The organism is Nocardia arthritidis NBRC 100137 (assembly GCF_001612765.1).
GTDB lineage: Bacteria > Actinomycetota > Actinomycetes > Mycobacteriales > Mycobacteriaceae > Nocardia > Nocardia arthritidis.
Genome location: NZ_BDBB01000003.1, coordinates 140,726 through 164,744, shown reverse-complemented (window position 1 = coordinate 164,744; position 24,019 = coordinate 140,726). Strand labels below are relative to the sequence as shown.

The following is a 24,019-nucleotide window of genomic DNA, read 5'->3' as shown; positions in this document are numbered from 1 at the left end:
CGGTTCGTCCTCTCAGCATGGCGCAAAGCGCCGGGCGAGATGATGGCCGAAGGTCACCGAAAGCAGGGCACTCCGGCTTCCTCCGCGGTACCGCGCCGGTCGCACGGTTCTGCGCGCCGTCGGTGGAACCGGCCGAAGGCCGCCGCCGAAGCCCGGCCGCGCCGCTGATTCACCGGCGGGCCGGGTGTTCCCCCTCCGGTTCGCCCGCATGCCACGCCCGTGTCAGCACTTCGGCGATCCGGGCCAGACCCGATGCCGTGGTCATCCGCCAATGCGTCGTCGGCACGGCGTGGTTGTGCACTCGGCCGTCGATGACCTCGCTCCAGATCGACGCGCCGACAGCCCCGGTCGGATCGTCGAGCGCGGCGGTGAAGTAGACGACGTCGCCCCGGTACACGGGCGGGTCATAGGCGCTGCGCAGCGCCACCGAGTGCACCGCCGCGTCGAGGATCCGGGTGACGCGATCGGAGCCGAACGACGCGAACGGCTCGGGGAGTTCGGCCATCTTCTGGGGAAGCGCGGCCCAGTCCACATCCGCGACATTGCCGAGGTCGCCGGCCTGCTCACCGAGCAAACCGCCGATCAGCTCGGCCACCGGCACCTTGCCGGCGTCGCCGGGCGGGGTGCCCGGTGGGTCCGCCATGTAGCTGTCCATCACCGCGAGCAACGCGACCTGCTCGCCTTCGCGTTGCAATTGCACGGCCATCTCGTGCGCGATGACGCCACCGAAAGACCAGCCGAGCAGATGGTAGGGACCGGCCGGTTGTTTCGAGCGGATCAGCCGGATATAGCGGTGGGCCCATTCCTCGATCGAAGCCGGCATCATCTCGTCGGTCGCGAGCACGGGCGTCTGCAGACCGTAGAGGGGTCGCTCGGGGTCGAGGTAGGCGGCGAGGCCGGCATACGACCAGGAGATTCCCGAGACGGGGTGCACGCAGAACAGCGGCGCGGCCGCACCCGCGGGGCGCAGCGGCAGCAGCATGTCGAAGGCCGCTTCGGTCTCCACCGTGCCGCTCGCACGGCGGGCCAGGTCGGCGACCAGCTGCGCCGGCGTGGGTGCGGTGAACACCCGCATCACCGGAATCCGCGTGCCGAGCGCGGTCGACAGCCGAAGCGTCAGCTTCGCGGCGAGCATGGAGTTTCCGCCGTGTTCGAAGAAGTTGTCGTCCATGCCGAAGCGCTCGGCGCCGAGCACCGCGGCGAAGGCGGCGGCGACGGTCGCCTCGGCAGGGGTGGCGGCCGCGCGGAATCCACGCGTCCGGAATGCGGGCGCGGGAAGGGCCCGCCGGTCGAGCTTGCCGTTCGGGGTCAGCGGGATGGCATCGATCACGACGATCCCGGCGGGAACCATGTAACCGGTCAGGTATTCGGCCACCCGACCGCGCAATTCGGCCGGGTCCAGCCGCGCGCCCGGCTCGGGTAGCACGTAGCCCACGAGCTGATCACCGAGGGCGGGATCGGTCCGGACCAGTGCGACGGCCTGGCACACGCCGGGACAACGCAGCAGCGCCGCTTCGATCTCGCCCAGCTCGATCCGGAAGCCGCGCAACTGCACCTGCTGGTCGCCGCGACCTGCGTAGGCGAGCCCGGCGTCGTCGCCGAATCGGCCCCAGCGCGCGAGGTCGCCCGACCGGTACATCCGGGATCCGGGCGGGCCGAACGGATTCGCGACGAACCGCGTCGCGGTGAGCCCGGGCCGCCCCGAGTAACCACGGGACAGCTGAGCGCCCGCGACATAGATCTCACCGGGAGTACCGAACGGCGCCGGGCGCAGGCGGAGGTCCAGCACGTGGGTGTTCAGCCCGGGCAGCGGCCGGCCGATCAGGCTGACCGGACTGTCCATCAGGTGCGCACCCACCTCGAGGAAGGAGACGTGCACGGTGGTTTCGGTGATGCCGTACATGTTGACCAATCGCGGCGTGTCCCCCGAATGGCGCTCGGACCAGCGTCGCAGGTGCCGCAGATCCAGCGCCTCGCCGCCGAATATCACATACCGCAGGGAGAATTCGCCGGAGGCGGGCGAGGCGTCACGGTCGGCTTCGACGAGTTGGCGGAACGCCGACGGCGTCTGGTTCAACACCGTCACCCGCTCGCGAATGAGCAGTTCGCGGAACAGCTCCGGTGAGCGCGATGTCGCATAGTCGACCACGACGACCGTGCCGCCGGTCACGAGCGCGCACCACAGCTCCCACACCGAGAAGTCGAAGGCGAAGGAGTGGAACAGCGTCCAGACGTCACGCTCGCCGAAGGCGAACAGCGGCTGCGCCCCGGTGAACAGCCGCACCGCATTGCGGTGCGTCACGCCGACACCCTTCGGCATGCCCGTCGAGCCCGAGGTGTAGATGATGTAGGCCAGGTTGTCCGGAAGCAGCGGCGCCGTCCGGTCGGCATCGGTGATCGGATCGTCGGCGAACTCCGCTGTCTGCTCGAGCAAGACGGTGCGCAGTTCGGCGTCCGGGAGCGCCGGGCGCTCCGCAGCGGTGGTCAGCACGCACACCGGCGCCGCGTCTGCGAGGACGAAGGCCAGGCGCTGCGCCGGATAGGTGAGGTCGATGGGCAGGTACGCGGCGCCGGCCATGAGCACACCGAGCAGCGCGACCGGCAGGTTTTCGGTACGCGGCACCGCAACGGCCACAACGGTTTCGGGGCCCGCTCCGGCCGCGATCAGCGCGCGGGCGATGCGATTCGCGCGCCGCCGCAGCGCCCCGAAGCTCAGCGTGGCGGCACCGAATCGGACCGCCGTCGCCCCGGGCCTGCGCCCGGCCTGCGCACCGATCAGCTCGGGCAGTGTCGCTGTCGGCGCATTCTCTGCCTCGCACGATCGCGCTATCGGCGGAAAGCCTTCGTCCTCGTCGAGAATGTCGATGTCCCACACCCGTGCCGAGGGATCTTCCGCGACGGCGGACACGATGCGCTCGAACCGGCGGGCGAAGGCGCGGACGGTCGGCTCGCCGAAGAGTTCGGTGGCGTAGGTGAAGGTCACGGCCAGTTCCGACCGGCCGTCGTCGCGAAGCCGTGGCTCGACGGCGACGTGCAGATCGAATTTGGCCGTGGTCTCGCCGTTGCCGACAGCGGTGATCGTCAGGTCCGGCAGTTCCAGAGTGGGTTGCTCGATGTTCTGGAACGACAGCACCACCGGCAACAGCGAGTTGTGGGCTCCGGTGCGCGCGGGGGCGGCTTCCTCGATCACACGCTCGAACGGCACGTCGCGGTTGGCGAACGCCGACAGAGCCGTTTCCCGGGTCCGGTCGACGAGATCGTCGAAGGTCGCGCTGGGATCGACCTCGACACGCAGCGCCAACGTATTGACGAACATCCCGACCAGGTCGTCGAGTGCGCGGTCGCCGCGCCCGGCGACCGGGGTACCGATCACGACATCCGTGGCGCCGCACAGGCGTCCGACCAGTGTGGCGAGCGCCGCGTGCACCACCATGAACAGCGTCGCGTTGTGGTCGCGCGCGATCCCGGTCAGCTGCTCGTGGATCCGCGCCGGGATGGTGCGGCCGATCGACGCGCCGCGGGTCGATGCCGTCGAGAGGCGCGGGTGATCGGTCGGCAACTCCAGCGGCCCCGCGAACCCGGCAAGCTGGTCTCGCCAATACGACATTTGTTGTGCTGCTATGGAATCGCCGCCCTTCTCGGATCCCACGACGGCGCGCTGCCAGATCGCGAAATCGGCGTACTGCACCGGCAGGGGCGGCCAGTCCGGCGCAGCGCCCGCGAGACGGGACGTGTAGGCGGTCACCAGGTCGCGGGCCAGCGGCGCGAGCGACGAGCCGTCCGCCGCGATGTGGTGGGTCACGATGACGAGCAGGTGATCGCGGTCCGAGCTGAACAGCCGGAGCCGAATGGGTGCGGCCGCAGTCACGTCGAAGCCCGCGGACATCAGCTCGTTCACCCTGTCCGCGACATCGGCGACGCCGTGCTCGACCGCGAGGCCTGCGGGTAGTACCGCGCCCGCGGAAAGAATCTCCTGATACGGCTGTCCGTCGGCGTCGACCGGGTAGCGGGTGCGCAGCACCTCGTGCCGTTCGATCACATCGGCGACCGCGCGACCCAGCGCGGTCGGGTCGAGGACGCCGGTCAGCCGGACGGCGAAGGGCAGGTGGTAGGCGGGCGAGTCCGGGTCCATGCGGTTGAGCAACCACATCCGCTGCTGCGCGAGCGAGAGTGGGATGCGATCCGGCCGCCGCGACCGCGCCAAAGGCGGACGAGCAGTGCCCGCGCCACCGGCCTCGACCCTCGCGGCAAGCGCCGCGACCAGGGGCGCCTCGAACAGGTCGCGCACGGTGACCTGCGATCGCAGCGCCTCGTTGACCCGCGCGACGGCTCGGGTCGCGAGCAGCGAATTGCCGCCGAGGGCGAAGAAGTCGTCGTCGATGCCCACTCGCTCGACGCCGAGCAGATCGGCCAACACCTGCGCCACGGCCTGTTCCACGGGGTTGCGAGCTGCCCGGAACTCCCTGACCTCGACCGCCGGCGCGGGCAGCGCCTTGCGATCGAGTTTGCCGCTGGCGTTCAGCGGCAGGGCGGAGAGTTCCACCAGTGCGGACGGCATCATGTACGCGGGGAGGACCGTCGCGATCGCGGCCGTGAGTTCGTCGCGGTCGATGACCTGCCCGGGGCACGCGACCACGTACGCCGCCAGCCGCTCCCCCGACGCCGAAGGCATCACGGCCGCGACCGCTTGGCTCACCGACGGTTGTGCGAGCAGCGCGGTCTCGATCTCACCGAGCTCGATCCGCTGTCCGCGGAACTTCACCTGGAAATCGGTGCGCCCGAGGTATTCCAGTCGCTGGGGCTCGTCCGGGGCGGGTGCGTGCCAGAGGGCCAGGTCGCCCGTTCGGTACATCCTGGTGCCGCGGCCGAACGGGTTCGCGACGAAACGGCCCGAGGTCTGTGCCGCCTGGCGCACATATCCACGGGCGAGCTGGTCACCGGCGAGGTACAGCTCGCCCGGAACCCCGGGCGGCACCGGCCGCAGGCGCGAATCGAGCACGTAGACCTGGGTATTCCACTGCGGCCTGCCGATCGGCACCGTCGTCGCGTCGCCCGTCCCGGCGGGCTGGTATGTCACCGACACCGCGGCCTCGGTGGGGCCGTACAGGTTGTGCACCTGCGCACCGGTGACCGACCGGATCGCGCGCACGGTCTCCGGCGGCAGAGCTTCGCCGATGAGGAACAGATACCGCAGTGTCACAAGACTTTCCGCCGCCGCGTGCGCGGCGAACGCGGTCGCCATCGAAGGCACGAAATCGGTGACGGTGATGCCGTGCTCGGCGATGGTCGCGGCGAGATAGGCCGGGTCGCGGTGCCCGTCGTGTTCGGCGACGACGAGCTTCGCGCCCGACCGCAGCGGCATCAGGTAGCCCCACAGCGAGACGTCGAAGGTGGCAGCGGTCTTCTGCAGGTACGCATCCCCAGGTCCGAGGGGGTACTGGGCGAGCATCCACTCGATCTGGTTGCCGATCGCCTTGTGCGAGACCGCCACGCCTTTCGGGCGTCCGGTCGAGCCCGACGTGAAGATGACATACGCCGGGTGCTCCGGCAGCACCGTGCGCGCCAGTTCCTCGGAACGCAGTGGAGCGCCCGAACGCCGATCGGCTCCGAGGGCGTCCAACTGCAGGACGGCGACGTGGCCGGGCATCGGCACCGCGTCGGCGGATGTGGTGAGCACACAGACGGGGCGGGCGACGTCGAGCACGTGCGCGATCCGCTCGGCGGGATGGTCGGGGTCCAGCGGCACGTACGCGCCACCGGCGGTGAGAATCGCGTACATGCCGACCACGAGATCCAGCGAACGCCGAACCGCCAGCCCCACCAAGGTTTCCGCGCCGACACCGTGGTCGACCAGTACCCGGGCGAGCCGGTTGACCCGCTCGTCGAACTCGCGATAGGTCAGTTGCCGGTCCAGGTAGACGACCGCCACATCGTCCGGATGCCGTTGCACCGCACGCCGGTACCCGTCGAGCACCAGACCGGCGGGGATCTGGTGGCGGGTGTCGTTCCACTTGACCAGGATCTCGGTGCGCTCCGCGGCGTCGAGCAGTTCGATCTCCCCGACCACGTGATCGGCCGAATCGGCCACGGCCGTGAGAATCCCGCACAGCCGCCGGGCGAACCCCGCCACCGTCGCCTCGTCGAACAGCTCGGTGGAATAGGTGAACGCCGCCGAGATCCCCAGCGGCGTCCGCTCGTCCTCGTGCGGCACCATGGTCAGTTCGAGATCGAATTTCGTCAGCGGCAGCGTGAAGTCCAGCGCGGAGACCAGGAGCGCGGGCAGCTCCAGCGTCGCCTGCGCGAAATTCTGGAAGGTCAGCATCGTCTGGAACAGCGGGTGATGGGCGCTCGACCGCACCGGGTCCAGCACCTCCACCAGGCGTTCGAACGGCACGTCGGCCTGCCCGAACGCCTCGAGGTCGCGGGTACGCACCCGCTCGAGCAGCTCGGCGAAGGTGTGGCCAGGATCGATCTCGGTACGCAGCGCGAGGGTGTTGACGAACATGCCGATCAGGCCGTCCACCGCGGCTTCGCCGCGGCCGGCCACCGGCGTGCCCACGGTGATGTCCCGGGTGTTCGACAGCCGGGCCAGCAGGACGGTGTACGCGGCGTGCACGACCATGAACAACGTCGCGTCGTTTCGGTGCGCCAGCCGGTTCAGCGCCGCGTGCACCGTCGCGTCGATCTTGAATTCGTGCGTGGCGCCCCGGCCCGAGAACACCGCCGGGCGCGGGCGGTCGGCGGGCAGGTCCAGCCGTTGCGGCAGCTCGGCCAGCCGCTCCCGCCAGAACCCGAGCTGACGGGCGAAGAGGGAATTCGGATCGCTCTGCGCGCCGAGCATTTCGCATTGCCACAGCGTGTAATCCGCGTACTGCAAGGGCAGCGGCGTCCAGGCGGGAGCGCGGCCTGCGGCCCTGGCCGAGTACGCGGTCATCAGGTCGGCGGTCAGGGGGCCCATGGAGGAGCCGTCCGCGGCGATGTGGTGGACCACGCCCACCAGGACGTGCTCGGTCTCGTTGGAGCGCAGCAAGCGCAACCGGATCGGCGGCGCCGCCGTGACATCGAAGCCCTCGACCACCGCGGCGACCGTACGCTCGGGGATCTCGGCTTCGGCGACGTCGAGCACCGGCAGCTCGGGTACCGCGACCGGATCCGTCATCGGGTGCACCCGTTGGCTGCCCATCCCCTCGTGCTCGGGGTAGCTGGTCCGTAGTACCTCGTGCCGCTGCACCAGGTCCCGGATCGCGGCCCGCAGCGCGTCCACGTCCAGCTGCCCGCTCAACCGCACCGCCAGCGGGATGTTGTGGCTCGCTCCGGCCGGGTCGAATCGGTTGAGGAACCACATCCGCCGCTGCGCGAACGACAGCGGCACCCGCTCCGGTCGAGCCATCGGTCGCGGCACGGAATGCGACCCGGGGCCCAGTTCGTCCAGGCGTTCGGCCAATTTCGCCACCACCGACGCCTCGAACAGCAGCGCGACCGGAACGCGGACGCCCAGCGCGGCGCCCAGCCGCGCGGCCGCCTGCGTCGCGATCAGCGAATTGCCACCGAGCTCGAAGAAGTCGTCGTTCGCTCCGATGCGGCCGGGCTCGGCGTCGCCCGGCGGCAGGAGCAGCGCGGCGAAGACTTCGGCCACCACCCGCTCGGCCGGCGTACCGGGCGCCCGGAACTGCCTGGCGGTGAGTACGGGCTCCGGCAGCGCGGCGCGATCCAGCTTGCCGACCGGGGTCAGGGGAAGCTCGTCGAGTACCGTGATCGCGGCCGGAACCATATAGGCGGGAAGGGTTTTCGCGAGCAGACCGATGAGTTCGGCGGTATCCAGCGCCACCCGGCCGCTACCGCACGCAGTGGACTCCACCCGTGGCAGCACGTAGGACACCAGCGCCGCGCCACCGGACGGCAGCGTGGTGCCCAGGGTCGCGGCGTAGTCGATGTCGGGGTGGGCGGTCAGCGCGTTGTCGATCTCACCGAGCTCGATCCGCAGCCCCCGGATCTTGACCTGGAAGTCCACCCGGCCGTGATGTTCGAGAAGTCCTGCCGCGGTGCGCCGTACCAGATCACCGGTGCGATACATGCGAGCGCCGGGTACCGCCGCGAACGGATTGGCGACGAACCGGTCGGCGGTCGGCGCGGGTCGGCCGAGGTAGCCCTCTGCCAGCGCGGGACCGGACAGATACAGCTCCCCGACCACGCCCGTGGGCACCATCCGTAGCCGCGCGTCGAGAACATGGACGCCCAGCGCCGGCACCGGAGTACCGATATGGGTCGCGCCGCCCGCGCACAGCGCCTCGGTGCCGGTCGCGAAGATGGTGGTCTCGGTGGGGCCGTAGACGATGTAGAAGGACCGGTCGCCGGTCGCCCACCGGGCGGCCAGTTCGGGGCTCACCCGCTCCCCACCGCACAAGATGGCCTTCAGATCGCCGAGTCCGGCCGGCTCGATGGATTCGAGCGCTCCCGGGGTGATGCACAGATGCGTCACGCGCTCGCGCCGCAACAGATCGGCCAGCTCGACCCCGCCGAACACGGTGGGCGGCGCCACGACCAGAGTCGCGCCCGCCGAGAAGGCGAGCAGCATCTCGATCACCGAGAAGTCGAAGCTGGGCGTGCACAGGTGCGAGACACGCGATCGGCTGGTCACCGCCCGCGCGGCGATCTCGTGCTCGACCAAGCTCGCGAGGCCGGCATGGGTGACCGCGACGCCTTTCGGCTTGCCCGTCGAGCCGGAGGTGTAGATCACGTAGGCGAGGTGCTGTTCGGTCAGGGCACGCGACCGGTCCAGATAGCAGACCGAATGACCGGGCTCGGCGGCAGCCCGCTGCCGGTGGACCGCGGAGTCGAGTTCGATCCACTCCATCCCGGGCGCGGTGAGTGCGGCCCGGTGCGCCGAGGTGGTGAGGCCGACGACCGCGCCGGAATCCGCGATCATGTGCGCGATTCGCTCCGCCGGATACGACGGGTCGATGGGCACGTAGGCGGCGCCGGTCTTCGCGACCGCCCAGACCGCCAGCACCGACTCGACCGAGCGGGTGATCGCCACCACGACGAAGTCTCCCGGCCCCACACCGAACCCGATCAGGTAGCGGGCCCATCGCGAGGACGTCTCGTCCAGCTCCCGATAGCTGAGCTCACGCTGATCCGCGGAATCGCCCGTCGGATTGTACCGGATGGCCGCGGAATCGAACGCCGTATCGACCGCAGCGGTAAGCAGTTGAGGGAAAAGGAGATTGCGTGCTCGTGAATGTGGGGCGCGACGTGCGGAACGGCGTGTCGTGGTCATACGGCGGCGAGTTCACTCTCTGGTCGATCACTGTCCGCTCTGGCGATGGAGCCAGAAGCAGTGCCTCAAATGCGTGAACCATGACCCGAGCGTGCGGATCGGACCTTAGCGAACTCCGTGCGGATCGGCGCGCCCAGGTTGGGAAAGGCAACAGGAGTACCCCGGCACACTTTGGGCTACGACATGGTGTGATGTGAAGTACATTCATCTCTGTACGTAACAAATGTGATCTAAATCACCTCACGTGAACGCGGATTTCTGCCTTCGGACTCCGGGTTTCCCGGAGACCTCACGAGCCGAGACCGGCATGATCGAACCGGAACGATCCTTTGACCGCGAGCGAGGAGGAACCGTGCGAAGTCCATCCCTTCATGTCGCCTCTCTCCGCAAGGGCGAAGAGATCTACCGCAGCGAACTCGGCTCACTCACGCGGCTCACCGCCGACAGCTTCCCGATCCTCAGCGGGCTGTCGATCAAACGCCTGACGCTCGCACCGGGCGCGATCCGCGAACCGCACTGGCACGCCAACGCCACCGAACTCACCTATTGCACCGCGGGACGGGCACTGGTTTCGGTTTTGGACGACGGCAGCCGATTCTCCTCGTTTCTGGTGCGCGCGGGCGAGATGTTCCACATCGATTCCGGCGCGCTGCATCATGTGGAGAACGTCGGCGACACCGAGGCGGAGTTCATCCTGGCCTTCCGCCACGAACGCCCGGAGGACTTCGGCTTCGGCGCCGCCCTCGGCGCGATGACCGATTCGGTTCTCGGCAATACCTACGACCTGCCCGCCGAGGACTTCGCCCAGATCCGGCGCGACACCACCGCGAAGTTCGTCGTGAAACGCGACGGTGACCCGGACATTCCCTCCACCGCCCACTTCGGCGACCCGCACCACTTCGCACTCGAGGCGATGCCCGCGCCGGTGGCCTCGCCGGTCGGCTCTGCGCGCACCGCCCGCGCACAGTTCTGGCCGGCACTGCACGACATATCGATGTACTCGTTACGGGTCCGGGAAGACGGTATGCGCGAACCGCACTGGCACCCCGTGACCGCCGAGATGGGCTACGTCCACCGAGGCTCGGCACGGATGACGATCATGGATCCGGACGGCGCCTTGGACACCTACACCGTGCACGAAGGCGAGGTGTACTTCGTCCCCCGGGCCTATCCGCATCACATCGAGGTCGTGGACGCACCGGAGATCCACCTGCTGATCTTCTTCGACCAACCCACGCCCGCCGACATCGGCTACCGTGCCTCGATGAGCGCCTACTCCCGCAAGGTGCTCGCCGCGACCTTCGGCGTCGCCCTCGACGCACTCCCAGACCTGCCCTTCACTCCCACCGACCCGTTGATCGTCACCCGGAACAACGCGCTCGCCCCGTAGCCGAGGCCGCGCGTTCTGCGAATGGAGCCGAGATGGCCACGAGGTCATGGTGGGGATGGGGCAACCGGGAAGACGCGGTGACCGGCCGCGAACGAGAGGCGCTGACCAAGCGCGTGGCGGCCCTGCTCCCGACCGCCGATCCGACAGTGCACGACGCGCCGGACCCGACGTCGCTGGAGGTGCCCGCGTCCCGCGTCCGGGTGCCGGATTCCCTGGCCGCGCTGGCCTCCGAAGACCTCGGCGATCGCGTCGCGCACGGCAACGGGCAGGCGTTTCGCGACGTGGTGCGCAATCTGCTCGGCCGAGTCGACCACGTACCCGATCACGTATTGCGGCCGCGGACCGAGCAGGACGTGGTCGACATCCTGGACTGGTGTGCGAGCGCGGACGTCGCCGTGGTGCCGTTCGGCGGCGGGACATCGGTGGTGGGTGGTGTCGAAGCCCGATGCGCCGACGCCTACGCCGGGTCCGTGGCGCTCGACACCGGCCGCATGAACCGGATCGTGGAACTCGACCGCACCAGCCGGGCGGCGCGGATCCAAGCGGGCATTCTCGGTCCGGCGCTGGAAGCGGGATTGCGGCCGGATGGCCTGACACTTCGGCACTTCCCGCAGTCGTTCGAGTTCTCGACGCTCGGCGGCTGGCTGGCCACCCGGGCGGGCGGCCACTACGCCACCGTCTACACCCACATCGACGACATGGTGGAATCGATGCGGGTGGTGACACCGGCCGGGATCAGCGAATCGCGCAGGCTGCCCGCGTCGGGCGCGGGCCCCTCGCCGGACCGGATGTTCCTCGGGTCGGAGGGCGTCCTCGGGGTCATCACCGAGGCGTGGATGCGCGTGCAGGATCGTCCGCGCCTGCGGTCCAGAGCCTCGGTGGTGTTCGACGACTACGGCGCGGCCGTGGCCGCGACGCGCGTCATCGCCCAGTCCGCGCTGTATCCGGCGAACTGCCGGCTGCTCGATCCGGTGGAGGCGTTCATCAATGCGGGCGTCGAGGCGGCCGGCGGAGTGCTGGTCCTCGGATTCGAGTCCGCGGACCACCCCGTGGACGAACCGATGCGCCGGGCAGCGCAGATCTGCCGCGAGCACGGCGGCGCCATTCCGGACGGGATCCGCACCACCGACTCGGCGCGAGAACCGGCACGCGCGGGCGCGGCCGACACATGGCGCTCGTCGTTCCTCCGCATGCCATACCAGCGCGACGCGCTCGCGGCCCAGTCCGTGATCGTGGAGACCTTCGAGACCGCCTGCACCTGGGATCGTTACGAGGCCCTGCGCGCGGCAGTGCAGGAAGCGACCGCGGCCGCGTTCCGATCCGCCGGGGTTACCGGCGTGCTGACCTGCCGGTTCACCCATGTCTACCCGGACGGGCCCGCGCCCTACTTCGGCATCTACGCCGCGGGCCGCTGGGGCCGGACAGTCGAGCAATGGGACGAGATCAAGACCGCCGTCTCGGAGGCACTCCACGTCAGCGGTGCGACCATCACCCACCACCATGCCGTCGGCCGCGACCACCGCCCCTGGTACGACCGCCAGCGGCCCGAGCCTTTCGCCGCGGCTCTGCGGGCGGCCAAATCGGCGCTCGATCCCGCCGGAATACTCAATCCCGGCGTCCTGATCGACCCGGTCCATCGCCTGCCCGCACCGGAGGCCCGTGAGTAGACCGGGCACCGAGGAGCGCCGCGCGAGCTGGCTACACACCCCGCGCCGCAGCGTCGATGCCGCGAGCAACGCGGCCGGACCTCTCGGGCTCAGGCGCTCGGCGTCAGAGCCCGGAGCGGCTTGTCGAGTTCCCGACGATAGAAGTCCAGGAAGCCATCCGGGTCGGGGCCCGCGTTCTGCATCACGAGGTGGTCGAAGCCCGCGTCGGTGTACTGCTTCGCGGCCTCGAGGTACCGGGCCGGGTCCGGACCGCAGGCGAAGTTGTCGAGAATGTCCTCCAAGCGGACGGTGGTCGTCGCGGCGGCGAAATTGACCGGGTTCGGCAACTCGCTCATCACCTTCCATCCCGTCACCGCCCAGCGCGTCGTATCGAGCACCGCCTTCGCGGCCGTCTCTTCGTCGTGAGCCCACGCCATGCCGACCTCCGCGTATCGGGGGCCCGCGCCGCCCGCCGCGCGATAACTGTCGACGAGTTCGGGCTTCGGTTCGGTGGCGAACAGGCCGTCACCGAGTTCGGCCGCGATGCGGGCCGCGTCCGGCCCGCCACCGGCGACGGCGATCGGCGGGAGCGTCTCGGGCAGGTCGAAGACACGAGCGTCGGAGACGGTCAGGAACTCCCCGTCATAGGATTGGTAGCCGCCGCTCCAGAGCAAGCGGATGATCTCGAGGGCTTCGCGCAGCATCCGCTGCCGGATACGCACGGGCGGGAACTCACGGCCGACGACGTGCTCGTTGAGACGTTCGCCCGAACCGACGCCGAGGGTGAAACGGTTGTCGGACACGATCGCCAGAGTGGCTGCCGCCTGCGCGATGATCGCGGGGTGGTAGCGCAGGATGGGGCAGGTCACGCCGGTCGCGAGTTCGATCCGCTCGGTCCGGGCCGCGATGGCTCCGAGCACGGTCCAGGCGAACGGCGAATGCCCCTGGTTGTCCAGCCAGGGATGGAAGTGGTCGCTGATCTCGACGAAGTCGAACCCGGCCTCTTCCGCCCTGACGGCTTGGCGGACAAGCTCGTTCGGGCCGAAAGCCTCGGCCGCCAGTTTGTACCCGATGCGCATCGCCACCTCCTGCTTCGGCTGGGAGCGGCCGGTCATCTCAGGAACCGGCTCTCGGCGCGCTTACCCGGGATCCGGCAGCGAAAACTTCGCCGCACCGTGCGCGGGGTCCGCTCCTGGCGGCAGCCACCGCGTCACCCGACCACGGTCCGGACCGACGACAGGAGACCGTACGGTTCGTTCAGTCGCGAGTCGGCCAATAACTGGCGGCGTGCCTGCCCTGCGGGACATAAGTGTTCTCGTCCTCGACCTCGGTCACACCGAGGTGGAGCAGTAGCAGCACGGTCACCAGGCTGATGCTCACAATGAGCGGAGTGAGCAACTGCGTCGCGCCGGCCCCGGAGGGCGGATGCATGTGCTGGGTTTCGTGGGCATGCATCGCGAACATGCCCGTGTAATGCATGCCCGACACCGCGACACCCATCACCAACGCCGCGCCGATGGTGGCGGCCGTACCGCGGACGTGCAGTGTGAACCACAACGCGGCGGTCGCCGCGACAACGGCGATCACCATGGACAACGCGACGATCCGTCCGTCGTAACCGATCATCGCGTCGGATTTCATCGCGTACATGCCCGCGTAGTGCATCGCGCCGACGCCGAGACCGGTGACCGCGCCGCCGGAGAACAGCGCCAACCGCCCCAGCGCCCGCTGATGGGCGATGCGCAGTCCGATCCAGACCACCGCGATCGCGATCAGCGCGCTGATCAGGGTGATCGGGACGTCATACCGGATCGATGCCCCGTCGATGGCGAAACCGAGCATCGCGATGAAGTGCATGACCCAGATCCCGGTGCCGCCGATCGCGATAGCCGCGGCGAGCAACCAGCCGTCGCGGGCGGAACCGCTGCGGGATCTGACCATGCATCGCAGTCCCAGCAATGAACCGGTGAACGACATGACATAGGCGACGATGGGTGTGAGCCACCCGTGGCTGAAGTGGTCGATTTCCAGCACGCGACACTCCCTCGCTGGATAGATTCGAGCCTCGCCCGGAGGACGCCCGAATCTCACATAGTGAAACTGCAGGTAGATGGTTTAGAGTACTACTATCCTTTTTACAAACATAGGATGAGTCTCAAATAGCGGGAAATGCGCTGAAGCTCGGCTGAAACGTCGCCTGCCGATGCACTCTGCCCGACCCGACCCTGTAAGCCCCCATCAGCTAGCAGCTGGCTTCCGAGTGCCATCGCGGGCGCGCATGTCGATCGAGCGTCCCCGCACAGTCCGGCCGCCGCTCCGGCGTTCGGACGATCGGATCTGCGACGACATCACGGCTGCCGCTCCGGCCGCCCCGGAGAACCAGGATTCGCCGCACGGCGTCCGGGCGATGCACGACAATGGGCGAGGAGCCGTTGCTGTTCCACTGCGGCATGCGCGCGCTGTTCCCCGTGGTGTCCACGGAGATCACGCGGATCATGCCGGTGGAGCGGTTGCGCTGGATCACCTTCGGGCACGTGGAAGCCGACGAGCGCGGCGCGATGAACCTCTTCCTCACCGCCGCACCGCACGCCCACGTGGCCCACGGCCTGGTCGGATGCCTCGTCTCGCTCGACGATCTGGCCGACCGGCTGCCCCGCCGGTTGTCCGACGGCGAGGTGATCGATCTCGGCGGCCGTCGCGTGCGGCATCTGGACACCCCGCACGCACCGCACAACCCAACTCGGCGACGGTCCGGCCTCAGGTCATACGTCGAAGTGCCGCGAACGGCAGACGAACTCGTTTCCGAATGCACGTGCATATGTCGATTCGCGAACAGCGGCCGACTCTTTCGGCAGACGGGTACGGGCACAATCGCAGTTAACCCCGTTCGCGGAACACTGCCATCGCTTCGCCGCGAGCGCCCGCGACCGCTCCGGCACTCCCCTGCCACACCGCGGAACTCGCTGGGCCGCTGTCCAGCGGAGGCCCGAACCGGGGGTCGGGCCAGACGCTGGTTCCGCCGCGCAGCAAGCGGACTCAGCGGTCGGCCGCACCTTTTCAGGAAGGCGATTCACGACACCTGGCGAACTTCCAGCGTTTCTTCGTATGTCTCACCCGGGTAACGGCGTATTGTCGCGCTATGCCGACTGCGACGTCGATCGACACCGGAGCCGAACACCTCGCCTGCTGGGTCACCGTCGTCGGGCAACGTCTACATCAGTTGCCCACCGCAAACCCGCACGTCCTGCTCGCGCACGCGATGAGCGGGTTCCTGGCGATCGGGCGAGCGAGCATGACCCTGCTGACCACGTCCGCGAATCCCACCGACATCCGAGACCACGATCTCGTCTTCGAGATCACCGCCGACGCGGAGCGATGGCTCACCGACGCGGCGACCGAACCGGTCGTCAACCAGATCACCGACCGTGGTGAGCATATTCAGCGCTACCTCAGTCCCGTCGCGCTGGATACCGTCGCGAAAGCCCGCCTACGGCGCTGCGCGCAGACAACGGCGATCCACACCCGTGATCTGCTGGCCCGGATCGACACCACCCCGGACGCCTCGGACGAGATCCGTGACCTCGCCCGGGATCTCGCCGCGCGAGCGAACGTCATCGCCACCGTCTACGCCGAGGACCCGCAACAGCTGCTCTCGATGTCCAGCAGGTGATCCGCCCGGCCATCCCGGCTCGGAAGATCCGAAGACGACACCGCACGCGTTCGTCTACAAAAGTCGCGGCACCCTTCGGCAGCCGGAACCGGCTCGTGAAAGTCGACGAGCACGCGTTCACATCGCCATCGCGATGATCGAGAATGGTCTTCATGGCGACCGTGCTGCTGGGCGGCGACGTGATGCTGGGGCGGGGTGTGGACCAGATCTTGCCACACCCCGGCAACCCGATGCTGCGCGAACGGTATGTCGACGACGCGCGAACCTACGTCGAGTTGGCCGAACGCGCCTACGGCGAGTTCACCCATCCGGTCGACTACGGGCAACTGTGGGGTGATGTCCTGCCCATCCTCGCCCAGATCGCCCCCGAGGTGCGGTTGCTGAATCTGGAGACCTCGATCACCGCGGACGGCGCGTTCGCCCCCGCGAAAGGCATCCATTACCGGATGCATCCGGACAACATGCCCGCGTTGACCGCGATCGCACCGGTGGTCTGCGCGCTGGCGAACAATCACGTCCTCGATTTCGGAATTCCCGGGCTGGCCGACACCCTCGCGGCGCTCGACGCCGCGAATATCGGCCATGCCGGCGCCGGGGCGGACCTGGCGGGCGCCCGTGCGCCCGCTACGGTGGAACTCACCGATGGTCGCCGCGTGGTGATCGTCTCGGTCGCCGCCGGTTCGAGCGGGGTGCCGGAATCCTGGTCGGCACGCGACAAGCGGCCGGGGCTGTGGCGAGTGGGCTACTCTCCCGGGGCCGCGGCCGCCGAGGATGTCGCGGTCGAGGTGGCGGCACACAAGCGCGACAACGATATCGGCGTCGTCTCGGTGCATTGGGGACCGAACTGGGGTTACGAAGTAACGCGAACCGAAATACAGTTCGCGCATCGACTGATCGACGCCGGAGTCGACGTGGTGCACGGGCACTCCGCCCATCATCCGCGTCCGATCGAGATCTACCGCGGCAAACCGATCCTGTACGGATGCGGCGACGTCATCGACGACTACGAAGGCATCCGCGGCCACGAGCGATATCACGCCGACCTGCATCCGTTGTATCTGGTATCACTCGATTCCGGCTCGGCGGAGGTCCGGCTGATTCCGCTGCGCGTGCGGCATATGCGCCTGGAATGGGCTCCGCGCAGCGAATCCCGCTGGTTGTGCGAGAAGATCGAGGACATCAGCCGTGGCTTCGGCACCCGCGTAGCACCCCGATCCGACGGTCTGCCGGTGGTGTTCAGTGCAGCACGACGGTGAGATGGCGGTGGAACCACTGGACCGCCAGGTCGGCGACTTGTTCGAGTGCGCCGGGCTCCTCGAACAGATGTGTCGCGCCAGGGACGATGTCCAGCTCGCTCGGACACGGCATCCGTAGCTGGGCCTGCCGGTTGACCTCCAGCACCCACTTGTCGTCACCGCCCACGATGAGCAGCGTCGGTGCGCGGACCGACCCCAGGCGCGGACCCGCCAGGTCCGGTCGACCGCCCCGGGAGACGACCGCGGCGATCTCGGTCCCGGGTTCCGTCGCCGCCCACAGTGCGGCGCCCGCGCCGGTGCTCGCTCCGAAGTATCCGGTCGGCAGGCCGCCGACGTCCGCCCGCGTCCGTAACCAGTGGGTCACCTCGACAAGGCGATGTGCCAGCAGCGGGATGTCGAAGACGCGCGCGCGGTCGCCCTCCTCCTCGGCGGTCAGCAGATCGACCAGCATCGTCGCGAACCCCGCCCGGTTCAGTTCCTCGGCGACGAACCGGTTTCGCGGACTTCGCCTGCCGCTGCCGCTGCCGTGCGCGAAGGCGATCAGGGCGGTGCAGTCCGGTGGCACGGCCAGTATCCCGGCCGGTCGGGCGTATTCCGACGGCACGATGACTTCTTCTGTCCGCGTCGGGAACCGGGGTGCGGACGGCATCGAACACCTCCTGGTATCCGGGGTACTCCACGGGCCCGTCGTACGCAAGAGCAGGAATCGCAGGACGGCTCGGTTACGGCCGAAAGCCGACGGTTAGTCCGTGTCTTCGGGTTCGGCCGATGGCTTCGATGAAATGACCTGGACACGCCACGGGACAGTGAACAGACCGCCGGATCTGTTGCGGATCCACTGGGCGAGCGCGGCTACCGCCGAGCTGAGCGACGTCGCGCCGGCGATCAACGCCCACGGCGTCAGACCCGCGGACGAGTACGCGACCTGCCCGATTCCCGGCACGACGAGTCTGCCGTTGCCGAACGCCCAGCTCATCAGCGATCCGATCTGGCCACCGAGATCCGTACGGCGCCCGACCATGGCCTTCAGGTCACCGCCCTTGCTGTTGATGTAGAGCACGGTGAACAACACCAGCAGCGCGGAGACCAGCGAGGACAGCGTCGCAAGCCGACTGAGGGCGGTGATGCGCAGACGCAGGTTGATCACGACCACCAAGATCGTTATGACGATGGCGGCACAGGCGAGCAGTGCCCAGAAACCGGTGATCTGGGCAGGACGCGGGCCCGAGCGGGACCAGACGTTCATGAACCGTGTGGTGATCTGCATCCGGCCGAACGCATTGGTGCTGACGCTGCCATCCGCGCCGCGCGCGGTCATCCACGGCTGGAACAGCAAAATCAGCGTCACGAGGCTTCCGACCGCAGCCCAAACATAGCCCCAATACCCGCGCAGCGCGACCGAAATCGCCTTTGCCGGTACGGCGCCCCTCTCCGCCCAGTTCTGCTTGGCGGGCTGGCCGTCTGGAGTTTCCTTCGACTGCCAGGGCGTTGGCTGCACCATTGTCTCAGTTTAGGGTCGCGCGACCGCCCGATTTCGGGCACGACTCACCGCCAGTGGGAAGTGGCGCAATGCGCGCCGACGACCCCCCGACCGAGAGTTCCGGCTTCTGGTGTCGACGGCGTCGAACCGGGGCGGACCCAGGGCTGAAACGGTACGGAAGCGGACGCGGGCCGCATCGGTCAGGTAACGATCCCCGTTATCGTGCGTCGCCCCATCGCCGATCAGCTGTCCACCGACGCCGACCGCAGCAGCCGCACCTACCGTAGACCGTCGCGCACACGCCACTACCTGGCAGCGCCGGTCTCCATTGCGCAAACATCCGCCTGGGTTCATGGATATGCGCAATTAGGGCACGAGGTGGGGACCTAGAAATCTTTCGGTATGTTTCGGACCGACATTCAGGTCCACTGCCCCGAAAAACGCACCAATGGTGATCTTCCTGTTACGCAACGCCGGGGACCTTGACATTTCTTTGCCTGGTGTTCACTGCCCTTAAGGTGAAGCATGAAATCCGTGAGTCAGAGATAAATTTCACTCGAGTCGAAGGATGCGTAATGTCCACCAGAATCACGAAAGTTCTCGCCGCGACCGCAATGGCCGTTTCCGTGGGTGTCCTCGCGGCTCCCGCCGCTTCCGCCGAAACGACGCCGTCGGATCTGGCGACGCCGGTCTGGGGCTCCGTCGTGCTCTGCCTCCCTCTCGGCAGCGCCGTCTGGTGCATCTGACAGGACCGGGTGTGCGACCGCGCCGATCCGAGGCGGGTCGCACTCCGGCGGCATGCGCGGCATTCCGCCGGGGCTCGCGCCCACGGACCGAGGGAGGTGCAGCACAGTAGTTGCCGCCGCACGTGGATCGACCGTCGCGGCGGCACTATGACGCGCGCCCCTTGTGTCACACTCCGCCTCGCCGCTTCGTCCACTCGATGAACCAACGAGACCTGAGGAGTAGGCGATGCGGATAGCGGTCATCGGTGCAAGCGGGCGGATCGGCCGGGACGTCATCGACGTCCTGGCGAACCAGGGTCATGAGGTCGTGCGGATCAGCCGATCGACCGGCGTGGACGTCTACACCGCAGATGGTTTGGCGGAGGCGCTGACCGGGGTGGATGTGGTGATCGACGCGGTGAACGCCATGACCACCGAGACCCATGCGGTGACCGACTTCTTCCGCACCGTCGCGCGCAACGTGCAACGTGCGGCGGCCGCCGCCGGGGTGCGCCGGATCGCGGTGGTCTCCATCATCGGCATCGATTCCTTCACCGCCGGGCACTACGCCGGAAAACTGGCCCAGGAGAACGCCTACCGCGAAGGCCCGGTGCCCGTGCGGATCCTGCGCGCGGCCCAGTTCCACGAATTCACCGAGATGATGCTCGACTGGACCACTCGCGGCGACACCGCTTATGTCCCGAAGTACCGGGCTCAGCTCGTCGCCGCCCGAACTGTCGCCGAGCATTTGGCGCAACTGGCCATCGCGCAGACGGCGCCCGAGCGCGTCGAGATCGCCGGGCCGGAGGAGTTCGACCTCGCCGCTGCCGTGGCCGAGGTGGCCGCTCGACGGGGCGAACCGGCTCGGGTGGAAGAGATCGTCGACACCGGCGACCCGGATCACGAATTGCAGGCCGGTGGCGCACTCTTGGCCGGACCGGGCGCGATCCTCGCCGGGCCCACTTTCGAGCAATGGCTCGAGCAGAAATACCCGGCACAGCCGTAACCTGTGCGCGGAGCGCGGGCTCGCTTTCCCTTGACTTCAGGTCGACCTCAACTCGCAAGCTGAACGCACTGCGAGGAGAGGGAAACATGACAACGTTCGGAGAAAAGCAGAGCCGAGACTACGACCAGCGAGCTTCTCGCCTGCTCGGGGGTCTGTACCGGCGGATCGCCGCCGACATCGACGCCGCGGCGCAACCGGGCGCGGGGATACTCGACGTCGGGACCGGGCCGGGAAAATTGCTGGCGCAGCTCCATGCTCGACGACCGGACCTGCGGCTGCACGGCGTGGACCTGTCGCCGCACATGATCGATCTCGCCGATGCGGCGCTTTCCGGTGACGCGGTGGAACTCTCGGTGGGTGACGTCGCCGCGCTGCCCTACCCCGACGACAGCTTCGATTTGGTCGTCTCGAGCCTGAGCATGCACGAGTGGCCGGAGGTCGACCGCGCGAGCACCGAGCTGGCGCGCGTGCTGCGCCCCGGCGGCACCGCGGCGATCTACGACTTCCGGTTCGTGCGCTCGGCGGCCGCGCAGAGCGCGTTGCGCCGGTCGTTCGAGGCCGCGACGGTACGGCGAGAGCAGATACGTCCGCGGTGGCATCCGATCGGGCTGTACATGCGGCTCACCGCCCGCGCCGCCTAGAGTGCGGGTATGGCGGGCGGCGACATGTCCATCGGTGAGCTCGCGGCGCGCTTCGCCCTGGCCACCCATGTACTGCGGCACTGGGAGGAGGTGGGATTGCTCGCGCCGCGGCGCGACAGCGCGGGCCGACGTCGATATCACCACGACGACGCGGAGACCGTGGCGATGATCCTGCTCGGCAAGCAAGCGGGTTTGTCACTGGAGGAACTCGCCGCGCTGTTCACCGAGGCCTCCGACCAGGCCGCTCGCCGCGATCTGTTGCGTGCGCACCGCGATCGGCTCGTCCGTCGCATCGCCGCGGCCACCGCCGCGCTGGATACCGTCTCGCACGCTCTCAATTGCGCCGTCGAGGACTTTCGCGAATGCCCGCACTTCCAGGCCGAGGTCGCCGAGGCGCTCGCTCTGGTCACGAACCGGTCAAGGCCGCGAGGGTAAATCGTTATGGCGCACCGAATTCCGCTTCGACGACGGAGTTTGCGCCCGTGCGGCCCGCGCTCCGCGCATCGGTGGCGACCGAAGGGTTCTGCGCCCGCTTTCTCGGATTAGGATCGATTCCTGCGAACAGTGACACAGCAGCCAGTGACACTTCGACTCGATAGAGGTGCCCCGTGAGCAGGACAATTCGAATTCCCGCAGCGGAACTCGCCGACCATGTCGGCGAATCCGTCGTCGGGTACGGCACCCTCACCCAAGCGGGCGTGGTCCAGCCGGGCGGCGACCTCGTGGTCGCGGTTTTCGGCGTGGAGACCAATCGGCGCGAGAAGTCTTTCACGCCAGGTCAATTGGTGGAACTGGAGGTTACCGACTAACCGCGGCCACGGACGGGTTACCGCTCCCGCCACACCGGCCGGCTCACCCGATCAGCGCGTTCATGATAGTTCCCGCACTGGTCGCGATGACGCCGCCGAGCATGCCGCCCGCGACCATTTTCGCCGATGCGAGCGGACCGCCGTTCCACTTCTCCCAGGCAAATCTTCCGCCTGCGTAGGCGATTCCGGTGACGCCCGAGAGAATCACGAACCAGGTGAAATACCGGAACAGCTGGAGGATTTTTTCCGAGTTCGGGGGAGCTTCGGGGACCGGGTCGTCCACCTGAGCCAGGAGAAATGCTTCGACTGCCGTATGGATCATCATTGATCTGTCTCCATCGCGTTTCCGCAGGACGAGTTATACGCAATCGATATGACGTTCGAAGTATCGCGATCCACGCGGCCCGCGTCAACCCTCCCCCGGGGCCGAGGACATCCGCGGCGTCGCCGTTTCTCCCGCCGTGAGGCCGTGTCAGACCACCGCGGGCGGGTAGTGCGTCACTGTGAGCGACGACGGCGACGGCCCAGCAGCCGGGGATCTCGATCCGGTAGCCGCGCGCGCGGTGATCGAACAAGCCAAGGGCGCGGTGATGCTGGTCTACGGCCTCGATGCCGACGAAGCGTTCGCCATTCTGCGCGTTCGATCCCAGGAAACCAACACCAAGCTGCGGGTTCTCGCCGCCAACGTGGCCGCCGAGCTACCGTCGATCGGCGTTCCCGCCGTGTCCGGCGCACTACGCGACCGCGTCGACCGGCTGCTGTCCACGGCGCACGAGCAAGCCACTTGACGGCCGGCGAACCGGCGAGAGCATCGACGGCCGGGCCGACGCGGCGAACAGCTCGAACGCCGGACGCGGACACCTGATTGTCCGGCCTCGTCCGCAGCCGCCGACGCGTCGGCTACCGCTTCTGGGCGACGACGAAGACCCGTCGGAACGGGAGCCAGGTCGTGCCGTCGGCGCGCCGGGGGTAGGCGCTGCGCAGCAGCGGGGCCAGTTGCGCGGTGAACTCTCGCCATCGCGAGTCGTCGAGCGCGCCGCGCACGGGTCGCAGCGCCGTGCCGGAGACCCACTCGAGCACCGGATCGTCACCGGTCAGGCGCTGCACGTACGTCGTTTCCCAGGCGTCGACCGCCGCACCCGCGGCGAGCAGGTCGGCGTATCCGGCGGGATCGAGCACCGCTCGCGGTTCGAGCAGGCCCGCTCGGCCGAGACTGTCGCGCCACTCGTCGCGGGCGGCCACGCGACGGATCGCCCGATGGGAGGGCGCGTCGAAGTTGCCGGGCACCTGAACGGCCAGGAACGCACCCGGGGACAGCGCGCGCATCCACTGCACCAGCAGGTCGGGATGACCGGGCACCCAGTGGAGGACGGCGTTGCACACGACGACATCGGTCTCCGGGCCCGGCTGCCACTCTTCCACCGCGCCGAGCGTCGTATCGATGCCGCGCTCACGCGCGGCCGCGACCATCTCCGGCGAGGAGTCGAGTGCTCGCACGATCGCCTCGGGCCAGCGCCGTGCGAGAACGGCCGTGAGATGCCCCGGACCGCAGCCCAGATCCACCACTTCCCGCGGCCGGGCCGCTGTGACCCGGGACAGCAGGTCGAAGAAGGGCCGGGACCGGTGGTCGTCGAACGCGAGGTACTGCTGGGGATCCCACATCGGCCACTCCGAGACGCTCTACCAAACCGTACGTACGTACTGTACGCCCGCCTGTCGCTCAGGAGTACGAAAGGCAGAAGTACGCGAGAGAGCGGCCCGTATGCCGCCCTCAGCGTGGAGGGCCGGTGCTGCGACTCGTGGCTCGGTCCTGCCGGAGGCGCGGAGAAGACCCTGACCAGCGAACACGCGCGGGCAGGAAGCCGACTGTCCATCACGGTTTCGTAACGGCCCGCTCTGGGTAATACATAGCTATGACGGATCACCGACCAACCCGCATCGCCGGTGTGGAACCGGGAACCGGCGCGCTCGCTTCAGCCACGTGCCTTGCCTTTTCCATCGGCATCGCGACGATCACCCAATCCGCGTTCACCACCCTGGTGGCGTGCGTGAGCATTGTGGCGGGGCTCACGCTGGTACTGAACATCCTGCCGCACAGGGCGTAACCACACGGCCCTTG

The 24,019-nt window shown here is 68.4% G+C and carries 18 protein-coding genes and 1 pseudogene; 12 read left to right on the top strand and 7 right to left on the bottom strand.

The genetic code is table 11. The features are described 5' to 3' along the window. Window positions 1-169: 169 nt before the first annotated feature. Window positions 170-9,277: a non-ribosomal peptide synthetase gene (locus NA8_RS03560; protein WP_063048903.1), complete on the bottom strand. Its 9,108-nt coding sequence runs from the start codon at window positions 9,275-9,277 to the stop codon at window positions 170-172. Window positions 9,278-9,584: 307 nt separating this feature from the next. Between NA8_RS03560 and NA8_RS03555 the strand changes: the two genes are divergently transcribed. Together NA8_RS03555 and NA8_RS03550 are read left to right on the top strand one after the other, a co-directional pair. Continuing rightward, complete coding sequence (locus NA8_RS03555) at window positions 9,585-10,667, top strand: cupin domain-containing protein (protein WP_084466492.1); 1,083 nt, start codon at window positions 9,585-9,587, stop codon at window positions 10,665-10,667. Window positions 10,668-10,699: 32 nt separating this feature from the next. Beyond that, complete coding sequence (locus tag NA8_RS03550; protein WP_063048902.1) at window positions 10,700-12,334, top strand: FAD-binding oxidoreductase; 1,635 nt, start codon at window positions 10,700-10,702, stop codon at window positions 12,332-12,334. Window positions 12,335-12,423: 89 nt separating this feature from the next. On the opposite strand, the gene NA8_RS03545 is transcribed toward NA8_RS03550, so the two are convergent. Continuing rightward, window positions 12,424-13,392: a TIGR03557 family F420-dependent LLM class oxidoreductase gene (locus NA8_RS03545; protein ID WP_063048927.1), complete on the bottom strand. Its 969-nt coding sequence runs from the start codon at window positions 13,390-13,392 to the stop codon at window positions 12,424-12,426. Between the two features lie 178 nt (window positions 13,393-13,570). Continuing rightward, a complete protein-coding gene (locus NA8_RS03540; RefSeq protein ID WP_157106506.1) occupies window positions 13,571-14,347 on the bottom strand; it encodes an MHYT domain-containing protein in 777 nt (258 codons plus the stop codon). A gap of 383 nt (window positions 14,348-14,730) precedes the next feature. Here NA8_RS03540 and NA8_RS34840 point away from each other — a divergent pair, with 383 nt between their 5' ends. The 3 genes from NA8_RS34840 to NA8_RS03525 all read left to right on the top strand — a co-directional run bounded on the left by NA8_RS34840 (window position 14,731) and on the right by NA8_RS03525 (window position 17,239). Continuing rightward, window positions 14,731-15,435 (top strand): MBL fold metallo-hydrolase, encoded by a 705-nt coding sequence (locus NA8_RS34840; RefSeq protein WP_245663656.1) that lies wholly within the window; start codon window positions 14,731-14,733, stop codon window positions 15,433-15,435. Between the two features lie 17 nt (window positions 15,436-15,452). Continuing rightward, window positions 15,453-15,983: a hypothetical protein gene (locus NA8_RS03530; protein WP_063048900.1), complete on the top strand. Its 531-nt coding sequence runs from the start codon at window positions 15,453-15,455 to the stop codon at window positions 15,981-15,983. Window positions 15,984-16,135: 152 nt separating this feature from the next. Beyond that, window positions 16,136-17,239, top strand: coding sequence for a CapA family protein (locus tag NA8_RS03525; protein ID WP_063048925.1), 1,104 nt, complete (start codon window positions 16,136-16,138; stop codon window positions 17,237-17,239). Here the strand turns inward: NA8_RS03525 and NA8_RS03520 are convergent. After that, a pseudogene (locus tag NA8_RS03520) lies at window positions 17,220-17,867 on the bottom strand (dienelactone hydrolase family protein); the annotation flags it as partial. The gene NA8_RS03525 and the pseudogene NA8_RS03520 sit on opposite strands and share 20 nt — an antisense overlap. 114 nt (window positions 17,868-17,981) lie before the next feature. Further along, window positions 17,982-18,740 (bottom strand): hypothetical protein, encoded by a 759-nt coding sequence (locus NA8_RS03515; RefSeq protein ID WP_157106505.1) that lies wholly within the window; start codon window positions 18,738-18,740, stop codon window positions 17,982-17,984. Between the two features lie 554 nt (window positions 18,741-19,294). Between NA8_RS03515 and NA8_RS33435 the strand changes: the two genes are divergently transcribed. The 5 genes from NA8_RS33435 (at window position 19,295) to NA8_RS03495 (ending at window position 21,900) form a co-directional block, all read left to right on the top strand. Next, on the top strand, window positions 19,295-19,465 hold the full coding sequence (locus NA8_RS33435; RefSeq protein WP_157106504.1) for a hypothetical protein: 171 nt from the start codon (window positions 19,295-19,297) through the stop codon (window positions 19,463-19,465). A gap of 226 nt (window positions 19,466-19,691) precedes the next feature. Continuing rightward, the gene (locus NA8_RS03510; protein WP_063048898.1) at window positions 19,692-20,450 is read left to right on the top strand and encodes an SDR family oxidoreductase; all 759 of its coding nucleotides are present in this window, start codon (window positions 19,692-19,694) and stop codon (window positions 20,448-20,450) included. Window positions 20,451-20,536: 86 nt separating this feature from the next. Then, window positions 20,537-21,091 (top strand): class I SAM-dependent methyltransferase, encoded by a 555-nt coding sequence (locus NA8_RS03505; protein WP_063048897.1) that lies wholly within the window; start codon window positions 20,537-20,539, stop codon window positions 21,089-21,091. 9 nt (window positions 21,092-21,100) lie between these two features. Further along, window positions 21,101-21,526: a MerR family transcriptional regulator gene (locus NA8_RS03500; RefSeq protein ID WP_063048896.1), complete on the top strand. Its 426-nt coding sequence runs from the start codon at window positions 21,101-21,103 to the stop codon at window positions 21,524-21,526. A gap of 173 nt (window positions 21,527-21,699) precedes the next feature. Beyond that, complete coding sequence (locus NA8_RS03495; protein ID WP_063048895.1) at window positions 21,700-21,900, top strand: hypothetical protein; 201 nt, start codon at window positions 21,700-21,702, stop codon at window positions 21,898-21,900. Between the two features lie 43 nt (window positions 21,901-21,943). Here the strand turns inward: NA8_RS03495 and NA8_RS03490 are convergent, their stop codons facing one another. Then, complete coding sequence (locus NA8_RS03490) at window positions 21,944-22,222, bottom strand: hypothetical protein (RefSeq protein WP_040866913.1); 279 nt, start codon at window positions 22,220-22,222, stop codon at window positions 21,944-21,946. A 181-nt stretch (window positions 22,223-22,403) separates the two neighbouring features. On the opposite strand from NA8_RS03490, the gene NA8_RS03485 reads away from it, so the two are divergent. Further along, on the top strand, window positions 22,404-22,688 hold the full coding sequence (locus NA8_RS03485; protein ID WP_063048894.1) for an ANTAR domain-containing protein: 285 nt from the start codon (window positions 22,404-22,406) through the stop codon (window positions 22,686-22,688). Window positions 22,689-22,800: 112 nt separating this feature from the next. On the opposite strand, the gene NA8_RS03480 is transcribed toward NA8_RS03485, so the two are convergent. Beyond that, entirely contained in the window at window positions 22,801-23,562 is a 762-nt protein-coding gene (locus NA8_RS03480; RefSeq protein WP_063048893.1) for a trans-aconitate 2-methyltransferase, read from the bottom strand. 251 nt (window positions 23,563-23,813) lie between these two features. Here NA8_RS03480 and NA8_RS03475 point away from each other — a divergent pair, with 251 nt between their 5' ends. Further along, a complete protein-coding gene (locus NA8_RS03475) occupies window positions 23,814-24,005 on the top strand; it encodes a hypothetical protein (RefSeq protein WP_063048892.1) in 192 nt (63 codons plus the stop codon). Window positions 24,006-24,019: the final 14 nt, after the last annotated feature.

What these genes read in the sequence shown, in the direction of transcription:
- NA8_RS33435 (WP_157106504.1), top strand. Translation starts at nt 19,295, where the DNA reads ATGTCCACCAGAATCACGAAAGTTCTCGCCGCGACCGCAATGGCCGTT.
- NA8_RS03545 (WP_063048927.1), bottom strand. Translation starts at nt 13,392, where the DNA reads ATGCGCATCGGGTACAAACTGGCGGCCGAGGCTTTCGGCCCGAACGAG.
- NA8_RS34840 (WP_245663656.1), top strand. Translation starts at nt 14,731, where the DNA reads ATGGGCGAGGAGCCGTTGCTGTTCCACTGCGGCATGCGCGCGCTGTTC.
- NA8_RS03555 (WP_084466492.1), top strand. Translation starts at nt 9,585, where the DNA reads ATGATCGAACCGGAACGATCCTTTGACCGCGAGCGAGGAGGAACCGTG.
- NA8_RS03560 (WP_063048903.1), bottom strand. Translation starts at nt 9,277, where the DNA reads ATGACCACGACACGCCGTTCCGCACGTCGCGCCCCACATTCACGAGCA.
- NA8_RS03500 (WP_063048896.1), top strand. Translation starts at nt 21,101, where the DNA reads ATGGCGGGCGGCGACATGTCCATCGGTGAGCTCGCGGCGCGCTTCGCC.
- NA8_RS03510 (WP_063048898.1), top strand. Translation starts at nt 19,692, where the DNA reads ATGCGGATAGCGGTCATCGGTGCAAGCGGGCGGATCGGCCGGGACGTC.
- NA8_RS03515 (WP_157106505.1), bottom strand. Translation starts at nt 18,740, where the DNA reads ATGGTGCAGCCAACGCCCTGGCAGTCGAAGGAAACTCCAGACGGCCAG.
- NA8_RS03550 (WP_063048902.1), top strand. Translation starts at nt 10,700, where the DNA reads ATGGCCACGAGGTCATGGTGGGGATGGGGCAACCGGGAAGACGCGGTG.
- NA8_RS03525 (WP_063048925.1), top strand. Translation starts at nt 16,136, where the DNA reads ATGGCGACCGTGCTGCTGGGCGGCGACGTGATGCTGGGGCGGGGTGTG.
- NA8_RS03505 (WP_063048897.1), top strand. Translation starts at nt 20,537, where the DNA reads ATGACAACGTTCGGAGAAAAGCAGAGCCGAGACTACGACCAGCGAGCT.
- NA8_RS03490 (WP_040866913.1), bottom strand. Translation starts at nt 22,222, where the DNA reads ATGATCCATACGGCAGTCGAAGCATTTCTCCTGGCTCAGGTGGACGAC.
- NA8_RS03530 (WP_063048900.1), top strand. Translation starts at nt 15,453, where the DNA reads ATGCCGACTGCGACGTCGATCGACACCGGAGCCGAACACCTCGCCTGC.
- NA8_RS03480 (WP_063048893.1), bottom strand. Translation starts at nt 23,562, where the DNA reads ATGTGGGATCCCCAGCAGTACCTCGCGTTCGACGACCACCGGTCCCGG.
- NA8_RS03475 (WP_063048892.1), top strand. Translation starts at nt 23,814, where the DNA reads ATGACGGATCACCGACCAACCCGCATCGCCGGTGTGGAACCGGGAACC.